The sequence below is a fragment of the Bacillus sp. ISL-41 genome (genome assembly GCF_018613235.1).
GTDB lineage: Bacteria > Bacillota > Bacilli > Bacillales > Cytobacillaceae > Mesobacillus.
Map to the genome: position 1 here is coordinate 68,826 of NZ_JAGGQP010000052.1, position 8,611 is coordinate 77,436.

General features: G+C 41.1%; 10 protein-coding genes. 4 read left to right on the forward strand and 6 right to left on the reverse strand.

The window, feature by feature from the left end:
• The first annotated feature begins 65 nt into the window (after positions 1 to 65).
• Positions 66 to 602 carry a histidine phosphatase family protein gene (locus tag J7I80_RS22345; RefSeq protein WP_214741539.1) on the forward strand — a complete coding sequence of 179 codons (537 nt, stop codon included), beginning with the start codon at positions 66 to 68 and terminating at the stop codon, positions 600 to 602.
• Between the two features lie 6 nt (positions 603 to 608).
• Here J7I80_RS22345 and J7I80_RS22350 read toward each other — a convergent pair whose 3' ends face one another.
• Entirely contained in the window at positions 609 to 1,172 is a 564-nt protein-coding gene (locus J7I80_RS22350) for a GNAT family N-acetyltransferase (protein WP_214741541.1), read from the reverse strand.
• 125 nt (positions 1,173 to 1,297) lie between these two features.
• Between J7I80_RS22350 and J7I80_RS22355 the strand changes: the two genes are divergently transcribed.
• Positions 1,298 to 1,417 carry a DUF4023 domain-containing protein gene (locus J7I80_RS22355; protein ID WP_041965366.1) on the forward strand — a complete coding sequence of 40 codons (120 nt, stop codon included), beginning with the start codon at positions 1,298 to 1,300 and terminating at the stop codon, positions 1,415 to 1,417.
• Between the two features lie 78 nt (positions 1,418 to 1,495).
• Here J7I80_RS22355 and J7I80_RS22360 read toward each other — a convergent pair whose 3' ends face one another.
• Positions 1,496 to 3,070, reverse strand: a complete 1,575-nt coding sequence (locus J7I80_RS22360; protein ID WP_214741543.1) for a DEAD/DEAH box helicase — start codon at positions 3,068 to 3,070, stop codon at positions 1,496 to 1,498.
• Between the two features lie 333 nt (positions 3,071 to 3,403).
• Here J7I80_RS22360 and J7I80_RS22365 point away from each other — a divergent pair, with 333 nt between their 5' ends.
• Positions 3,404 to 3,778: a nucleotide excision repair endonuclease gene (locus J7I80_RS22365; RefSeq protein WP_023614140.1), complete on the forward strand. Its 375-nt coding sequence runs from the start codon at positions 3,404 to 3,406 to the stop codon at positions 3,776 to 3,778.
• A gap of 26 nt (positions 3,779 to 3,804) precedes the next feature.
• Here the strand turns inward: J7I80_RS22365 and J7I80_RS22370 are convergent, their stop codons facing one another.
• From J7I80_RS22370 to J7I80_RS22385, 4 genes are all read right to left on the reverse strand, one after another.
• The gene (locus tag J7I80_RS22370; RefSeq protein ID WP_192471573.1) at positions 3,805 to 4,404 is read right to left on the reverse strand and encodes a response regulator transcription factor; all 600 of its coding nucleotides are present in this window, start codon (positions 4,402 to 4,404) and stop codon (positions 3,805 to 3,807) included.
• Entirely contained in the window at positions 4,401 to 5,540 is a 1,140-nt protein-coding gene (locus J7I80_RS22375; RefSeq protein ID WP_214741548.1) for a sensor histidine kinase, read from the reverse strand. Before J7I80_RS22375 ends, J7I80_RS22370 begins: the two co-directional genes overlap by 4 nt.
• Positions 5,541 to 5,690: 150 nt before the next feature.
• Positions 5,691 to 6,725 carry a Delta(5) desaturase DesA gene (gene desA, locus J7I80_RS22380; protein WP_214741550.1) on the reverse strand — a complete coding sequence of 345 codons (1,035 nt, stop codon included), beginning with the start codon at positions 6,723 to 6,725 and terminating at the stop codon, positions 5,691 to 5,693.
• Positions 6,726 to 7,061: 336 nt separating this feature from the next.
• The gene (locus J7I80_RS22385; protein WP_214741552.1) at positions 7,062 to 7,331 is read right to left on the reverse strand and encodes a hypothetical protein; all 270 of its coding nucleotides are present in this window, start codon (positions 7,329 to 7,331) and stop codon (positions 7,062 to 7,064) included.
• A 138-nt stretch (positions 7,332 to 7,469) separates the two neighbouring features.
• On the opposite strand from J7I80_RS22385, the gene J7I80_RS22390 reads away from it, so the two are divergent.
• Positions 7,470 to 8,300, forward strand: a complete 831-nt coding sequence (locus J7I80_RS22390) for an SDR family oxidoreductase (RefSeq protein ID WP_214741554.1) — start codon at positions 7,470 to 7,472, stop codon at positions 8,298 to 8,300.
• The last annotated feature ends 311 nt before the right edge of the window (positions 8,301 to 8,611 follow it).

The following is an 8,611-nucleotide window of genomic DNA, read 5'->3' on the forward strand; positions in this document are numbered from 1 at the left end:
CAAGAAGGATTTTTCGAATCATTTGGTGAATTAGTAACAATACTATATTGATTAGGATGATAATGATGAAAATAGGATTGTTACGCCATTTTAAAGTGAGTTTAGGGTATCCAAATAAACTTGTCACCTCCCAGGAGCTTCTTGTTTGGCAGCAGGAGTACAATCAGTCTCGAATCGAGGAAGTTGAAATTGATCATCATGAGCATAAATGGGTAAAATGCTATTCAAGTGATCTAGACAGAGCGAAAATTACTGCAACCAGAGCGTTTAATGGAGATATCATGTTTTTGGAGGACCTGCGGGAGATGTCTCTTTACCCGGTCATCAAAACCGAATTTCGCCTGCCACTCTGGCTTCATGTAGCTTTAATCCGGATTGCCTGGTATTTCGGACACAAATCACAGCAGGAGAGTAAAAAAGAAGTTGTAACGAGGATTAACAGGGTTTTGGATGAAGTGATCGCTCACGATCAAGATATTTTAATTGTTGGCCACGGGGGAATCATGATGTTCATGAGGAAGGAGTTATTGAAAAGAGGGTTTTCAGGCCCGAAATTCAACAGGCCAGAAAATGCCAAAGTATACATTTTCACCAATAGCTAAAGATGCTCAAATTTGAGTGTCCTCTTTTATGATGGAGTACATCTTCACGTCATAATGAGCTCCTTTGACAAATATGAAATTCCTTAGAATGCCTTCGAATTTCATTCCGGCCTTTTCCATTACACGCTCAGAACCAATATTTGCTACAAGGCTTTTCGCCTGAATCCTGACCAAATCCATTTCTTTCATTCCAAACCTGATGAGTTCTTTAGCAGCCTCTGTAGCAATACCTCTTCCCCAATAGTCAACGGAAAGTGCGTAACCAATCTCGGCAGTCTTATGCTGCGGCTGCCATGAAACAAAATCCACCGTGCCAATCAGTTTGTTGTCCTCTTTAAAATGAATGCCCCAGGGAGCAATTTTCCCTTCTTCATACAGAGCAAGGATCATCTTTACATATTCCTCTGTCGCCGCTCTTGTCTCATGTGCCCCCCAGAAAACATATTTTGATACCTCAGGGTTGGAAGCATAAGTATGTATATCATCAATATCCTCATATTTGATTTTTCTTAACACCAGACGCTCCGTTTCAAGCTGTGGAAGATTTCCATAAATATCTTTTAATTGCAAGACTTTCACTCCTGAACATGATCATTTACTTCTCTTATATTACCCTATCTGCATACTATTTCATGAATGATTTGATTCGGTATAGGAAAAAGTAACGACGAGCCATTATAACAGGAGGTACATCTATGGAAAATACCCACGAATTTGTACAGAAGCTCCACGATAAACAGAGGAAAGATGAACAGAATAGAAAGCGGCAGGGAAAAGAAAATCCTAGTGACAAACTGCCAAATAAACAACATTAATTAGGCGCAAGCGCCTTTGTCGTGAGTACTGGGCCACTAAAAAAATAGACCGCATCTGCGGTCTATTTTTGATGTCTTCTACCTGCTCCTGCGGTTGCTTGATCCGCCTCTTTTGGCTGTTCGACCTCCAGGAGAGCTTGAGTTCCGACTATCTCTGCCTTGTAATTCCCGGTTTGGTCTTTCACTACTATTTCTTCTGGCTGTTTCTTTGCCTGCACGCGTTGTAGTTTTTTCCATTCTTCTTCCTTCTGAACGAGGAGGATTCGATTGATGTCCTTCAGTAGAGTTTCTTCGTTCACGCCTTGTTGATGGCTTATCCCTATCCCTACGGTCCTTTTCGCCGTAGCGAACTTCACGTCTATCTTCTGTCCCTCTGCGGGAAACTGTCTCTTTATTTATTTTTTCACCACGGTGATCCCTTTCAGGTTTTTTATCGTCCCGTCTTCTCGATCTGGTATTCTTTCCCTTGTAATCACCAGACCTTTGTTTGCTTTTGCTGCCGGCACTGTAATCATCACTTTGGGATTCACCTCTTTTGGCGTTCCCCAAGTTTTTCTTTTCTATTCTTAAATTGAGCTCTGTTTCAATCTGGTCCAACAAAGGTCTGTCTTTTGGTGAATAAAATGTTAGAGCCAGTCCTTCACTGCCTGCCCTGCCAGTACGGCCGATCCGATGGATGTAGCTTTCAGTATCCAGCGGGATGTCATAATTAAAAACATGTGTAACACCTTCTACATCAAGCCCTCTTGCGGCTACATCAGTAGCGATCAGATACTGGATCTTTGCCTCACGGAACTTTTTCATCACCTGCTCCCTTTTCGCCTGGGAGAGGTCTCCATGCAGCTCATCACAATTAAAATGGTTGGCTTTCAATGCGTCATTCAACTTGCTGACCCTTCTTTTTGTCCTGCAAAAAATGACTCCTAAAAATGGCTGATACAGTCTAAGTGACTCTATTAAATCATTTTGTTTTGCCCTGTCTGTCGTACTAATGGCAATTTGTTTTATGTTTTCCAGCGGTGCCTGGGTTTTCTCGACCTGGAGATATTCCGGCTTGTACATATGTTGTTTAGCGAGCCTTTTGATTTCATCTGGCATTGTCGCTGAAAATAGTAAGGTTTGCCTTGTTTTGGGCGTTTGTTTGATGATTTCTTCAACCTCGTTCAGGAAACCAATGTGAAGCATTTGATCCGCTTCGTCCAGTACGAGAAAAGCTGCATTTGAAAAATCAACCGTTTCCCTGCGGATATGGTCAAGTAATCTTCCGGGAGTCCCAATAACAATATGGATGTTTTTCTTTAGCTTTTTCAGCTGTGATTCGACATCCTGACCTCCATATACAGCAAGAACATTTATACCTTCATAACCTTCAATTAGTTTTTTGATTTCGTGGGTAATCTGCAATGCAAGCTCTCTAGTAGGGGTGACAATCAATGCCTGTATATTTGGTTTCTCGATATCGATTTTCTCTAGAATCGGCAGCACAAAGGCAAAGGTTTTCCCTGTGCCTGTCTGGGATTGTGCAATGACATCCTTGCCATCAAGCAATAAAGGTATTGCTTTTTCCTGGATTGTTGTAGGCTCCGAAATCCCCTGTTGGCTGAGCGTTTCTGCAAGTAGTTCTGATATGCCTAAAGATCTAAATTGATTCAAATTCAATCCCTGCTTTCTTTAATAGGCTGGTTTTTGACCAGCCATCCTTCTCATTATTGCTTTTTGCGAAGGAAAATATCAAGTGTAGCTTATTCATATTTTTATGAATAGTTTTCTGCTATATCATCTTCTGGACAAAATGTAAAAATGAGAAAAAACTATACGCCATCACTAGGAAGGAAGAACTGTAACTTTAACCGAGCCTGCCCTAAGCGGTTTTTTCCTGCCGCTTAACGGGTCAGGCTCGTTCTGATTGGGTAAAATAATAATATGTGGATTTTCACTTTTGCCTGTGGTACGATTTACTAATTGAAGAATAGGAAGTGATTATAAGTGATTAAGATTGAACTGCCAGCACCAGACGTAGTCATTACACGAAGCAAGCAATTAGGTGAAAAGGTTGAAGCGGTCATCAGCAGTGAATATGGTTTTACAGATTACCACCGTATCCCAAGGGATAAAGGCGGAATCATCATGTTCTTCGACGCAGACGATGAATTGATGTTCGTGGGGAAAGCGCGTAAGCTTAGGCCTCGAGTAAAAAAACATTTCGAGGACAATGTTTCCCCTATTAAAAACCATCGTCATGAAGTCAACAAGATTGCTGTCATTACCGTCGTGGATCCTATTGACAGAGAAATTTATGAAACCTATGCAATCAACGTACTTAAAGCCAAGTATAATATTGATAAGGTATTTTATAAATAAAAGAGCCTGATTTCAGGCTCTTTTCATTACTTAAACCACCCTTTTTCCTTTGATTGGGTGATTGCTTCAATCCTGTTGGTGACTTGAAGCTTATCCAGGATCGTTGAGATATAATTCCTCACTGTGCCGGTCGTTATACTGAGCTGTCCTGCGATTTCCTTTGTATTTTTCCCATCTGCAACAAGCTCAAGCACTTCCATTTCACGTTCAGTCAGTGGATTTTCCTCACTGTATACATCGTCCATGAGTTCTGGTGCGTATACGCGTCTACCGCCCATCACGCTGCGGATCGAGCTTGCAAGCTCCTCAGACGGACTATCCTTCAGCAAATAGCCACTCACCCCTGCTTTTAAGGCGCGCTGGAAATACCCTGAACGGGCAAACGTCGTCAGGATGATCACCTTGCATCCCAGCCCTTTCAATTCTTCCGCTGCTTCCAGTCCAGTTTTTCCAGGCATTTCAATATCCATGACGCATACATCCGGGCTAAGCTCTTTTGCCAGCGCGACAGCTTCCTCTCCATTGCTCGCCTTGCCCACCACTTCCATATCATCCTCAAGACTCAACAGGGAGCCTAATGCCCCCAGCAGCATGCGCTGATCCTCTGCAATGACAATCCGAATCATATCAGGTCCTCCCTGCCAGTTTGTTTTAGTACTTTTGGTATCTTAATCAAGAGGGTCGTACCGCCCTTAGAATATATATCGAGGGTTCCATTCACGAACTCAAGGCGTTCTCTCATCCCATGAAGTCCACTGCCTTTATACATGTCCTCATCTGTGATATTTCCGACACCATTATCGCTAACTTCCGCAACCAACTCCTTCTCTGTTTGCTTTATGGAGATGCTGCAGGTTGATGCTTTACTATGCTTTACTACGTTCGTAACTGCTTCCTTTAAACACATGCTCAGGATATTCTCTGACAGCAAGGACACATTGTTGAGATTGAATTCTTCTTCATCCCCGATAAACTTGATCTCAGCAGCCTTTAGCATTTGGCTGACATGTATTAATTCGTCGCGGACCCGGATGCCCCTCATTTCGGCAACCATTTTTCTTACTTCATTAAGTGCGGTTCTCGCTGTCTGCTGGACATCCTTCAATTCTTCTTTTGCCAGATCGGGATCTTTATTGATTAATTTCCGTGCTAAGTCACTTTTAAGTCCTATCAGGGAAAGCTTTTGGCCCAGGGTATCATGTAAGTCACGCGCAATCCTCTGTCGCTCCTCTATTTTAACCAACTCTGAAATCCGCTTGTTCGCATCCTCCAGCTTCTCTTCTAGTTCTCCTCGTTCATTTCTGTTATGGATACTGAACGGAAGGAGTATGACACCGATCCACACAATCACAATAATAGGCAGCTGCCTTATGAAGAAGTCCTCCTTAAGGACAATTTCAAAGTTAATGACGATTGAAGTCCCAACAAGGTGGATGAAATATAGAACAAGGAAGGGCAGCCGGTCTTTGATATTTCCGATAAAATAGGCAATGAAAAAAGCGAAATATACGTAACTGAACAGACTTGCTGACGCTATGGAAATACCTATTAAAATGCAAGTCCATAGATATACTGTCCAGCCCTTTGACACAAAGGCCACCCAGTATACAAGAAAAAACAAAAGAGTCAGGATGATGCCGACTACTTTGCCAACCGTTGTTGGCAGCTGCCATATGAAATAAAAAGGCAATATGCCAAGGATGGTCCATATGTATGGTGAAATCCCAGTGCTTTTAAGTGAATTGAAAAACTTTTTTATCATATCAGAACCTCAGCTTCATTCATAACTGCTTTTATTTTAACATAGGCAGTTTTACGAAAAGAGTATTATCACAAGAAAAATATGTCAGCTTACAAAAAATTACTCCCCTTATTTCAGGAAAGCATACGTCCTGATTAAGGGGAGTTTAGTTTATAGTTCAGGCTTAGTCTGAGGTGACAATTTTCTGTTTCGCTTATATGCTTTCATTTCCTTGAAACTTATAAATTGCTTTTTCCGTTCATCCCATAAGCGGAATTTCAGTGAAGTCAAGCTTGTAGAAAGTGTTATTGTTGGCACATTCTGCAAAGGCTTAGTATTCTTGTGGACCTCTTCCAGCTTATAGTTTGGAACCCTAGGACTTAAATGGTGCACGTGATGGTAGCCAATGTTACCAGTAATCCACTGAAGCACTTTAGGCAGCTGGTAATATGAGCTTCCTTCGACAGCAGCCCGCACGTATTCCCAATCCTTATCACCTTCGAAATATGAATCTTCAAATGTATGCTGTACATAGAAAAGCCATATGCCAAACATTCCAGCAATAAAGAAGATTGGACCTTCTACCATTATGAATGCTTTCCATCCAATAGCCCATATCATAAGACCAGAAATTCCAAAGATTAACACATTCGTTAGATAGGTGTTCAAGCGCTCCTTCATCCTCGCACCTTTCCTGTTGAAACGGTTCGTGATTAAAACAATATAAATCGGGCCCAATACGAACATTACAAATGGATTGCGGTACAATCTGTATGCAACCTTCTTCCACATCGGGGCAGCCATGTATTCATCAACTGTCAGTACCCATATGTCGCCTGTCCCACGCTTGTCCAAGTTGCTGCTTGTTGCGTGGTGGACAGCATGCTCATGCCCCCACTGGCTATAAGGGAACAAAGTCAGAACTCCAGTCAGCGTACCTACCGCTTTATTGGCTGTACGGTTTTTGAAGAATGAGTGGTGAGTACAGTCATGGAAGATGATAAAGATCCTGATCATGAAACCAGCGGCGAGAACAGCGATCCCAAGTGTTAGTAAATACGAAATCTCAAGGCTTTGATAGGCCAGAAACCATAAAACCAAAAATGGAACGACCGTATTGATTATTTGAATGATACTATCTTTAGTGTTTGAACTTTCATAAGGGGCGACCTGTTTTCTAAGTTCTTTTGCATTGTGAGTTGCCATCTTGATATAAATTCCCCTTTCGGATTTGTTAGTTAACCAAATTATAAATAAGGGAAATGATTCTGTGCAGTAGCAGGTGTCATATATGACACATGATAAATGTCATGTGTCAATTAAACTCTCCCTCAAAACCTTGATATACCAAGGTTTATTTTTATGACCAGGTAATAATATTTGTTAATATTTTTTAGCGACGAGTAAATAACTTCCTAAATATCGGCGACTTTTTTAAAAATAGCTAAAACCTCCTTCAATCATGCATCCTTTTTTCACCTGAAAAATTACCCTCCAATTTCATTTTTAAAACCAATAATTCACTGTGTTACACGTAAAACCCTAAATTTCCGAGCACTTTTGTGGCCTAATTGAATATTCGTCCAACCAATGGAATTTTGTGACTTCAATATTTGCATTCGCTAAAAGCTCATTCAATGCAGGAGGATATGGTTGCTTCCTCATATGCAGAGCAAGGTTCTTTAATAACAGGCTGTAGTCCATCGACTCACATTGAGCCATCCACCTTAGAACCGTTTCACTTTTCATTGTTACAAGCGGATAAACATTTTCAATCAGATTCAGGATCTTAAGTGTGTCTTCCTTCGTCATATGCATGCTCCTTTTCATGGAAAATCCACAGTATTAGATTTTTTCCATGATTCCCAGAAAGATACATTGGTTTATGTTCAAAATAATCTTTTACCTGTAAAATTGTAAAAAAGAAGATGATGAAGTGGGTGATATATTATGAAGACTGCTATTGTGACAGGCTGTTCGAGCGGTTTTGGTGAACTGATCGCCATCGAATTGGCTAAAACAGGTTATAACGTGATCGCCACAATGCGGAACCTCAAAAAACAAGACACTTTACTGAGACTGGCCGCTGCTGAAAGCGTGACAGATAAAATTACTGTTTTTCCACTGGATGTAACACAGCAACAATCAATCGAAGAATTAAAAATTTTTGTAGAATCCCTTGTTTCTGTTGACTTATTAGTAAATAATGCTGGTTATGCACAGGGCGGCTTTTGCGAGGAATTGTCAGTGGAAGAGTATCGCAATCAATTCGAAACGAACTTTTTTGGCGTTATTGCTGTCACCCAGGCTATCCTACCTTTCATGCGCAAACAGAGATCAGGAAAAATCATAAATATGAGCAGTATAAGCGGGCGGTTTGGATTCCCTGGACTGTCTGCCTACGTTGCATCGAAACATGCTCTTGAAGGATACAGTGAAAGCTTAAGGCTCGAACTCAAGCCTTTTGGGATTGAGGTCGTCCTTATCGAGCCGGGTTCCTACAGGACAAATATTTGGAAAAGTATCGAAAATGTATCAATGCCCAATGAGTCGCCATATGAGTTGCTGAAGGATTCTATAATGAAAAATTTAACAGCAGGGCAAGATTCTTATGGAGATCCACTCGATGTTGCCCGGCTTGCAGCGATGATTGCTTCAAATGAAAGCCAACCAAACCTTAGGTATCCTATTGGAAAAGGTGTCAGGACCATGATTCAATTAAAAAACTATCTCCCTTGGAAAACAATCGAAAGAATCGTACTGAAAAAATTGAAGTTATAATGACCCACCTACTAATTCATATTTTAAATGCGTGTACTATGTATGATAAGGTGTTTAGAGTTTATAAGTGCCTTATGAGGTTCAAAATCCCTGTATAAGGTTACGATTCGTCCTTAATTGTACCCTTATAAGGACCGATATCCCTGCATAAGGGTACGGTTCTATCCTAATTGTACCCTTATAGGGACCGATATCCTTGCATTAGGGTACGATTCTATCCTAATTGTACCCTTATAAGGACCGATATCCCTGCATAAGGGTACGATTCTATCCTAATTGTACCCTTATAAGGACCGATATCCCTGCATAAG

Coding starts and splice junctions, on each gene's coding strand:
- J7I80_RS22345 (WP_214741539.1), top strand. CDS start 66: ATGAAAATAGGATTGTTACGCCATTTTAAAGTGAGTTTAGGGTATCCA.
- J7I80_RS22355 (WP_041965366.1), top strand. CDS start 1,298: ATGGAAAATACCCACGAATTTGTACAGAAGCTCCACGATAAACAGAGG.
- J7I80_RS22370 (WP_192471573.1), bottom strand. CDS start 4,404: ATGATTCGGATTGTCATTGCAGAGGATCAGCGCATGCTGCTGGGGGCA.
- J7I80_RS22375 (WP_214741548.1), bottom strand. CDS start 5,540: ATGATAAAAAAGTTTTTCAATTCACTTAAAAGCACTGGGATTTCACCA.
- desA (WP_214741550.1), bottom strand. CDS start 6,725: ATGGCAACTCACAATGCAAAAGAACTTAGAAAACAGGTCGCCCCTTAT.
- J7I80_RS22385 (WP_214741552.1), bottom strand. CDS start 7,331: ATGACGAAGGAAGACACACTTAAGATCCTGAATCTGATTGAAAATGTT.
- J7I80_RS22390 (WP_214741554.1), top strand. CDS start 7,470: ATGAAGACTGCTATTGTGACAGGCTGTTCGAGCGGTTTTGGTGAACTG.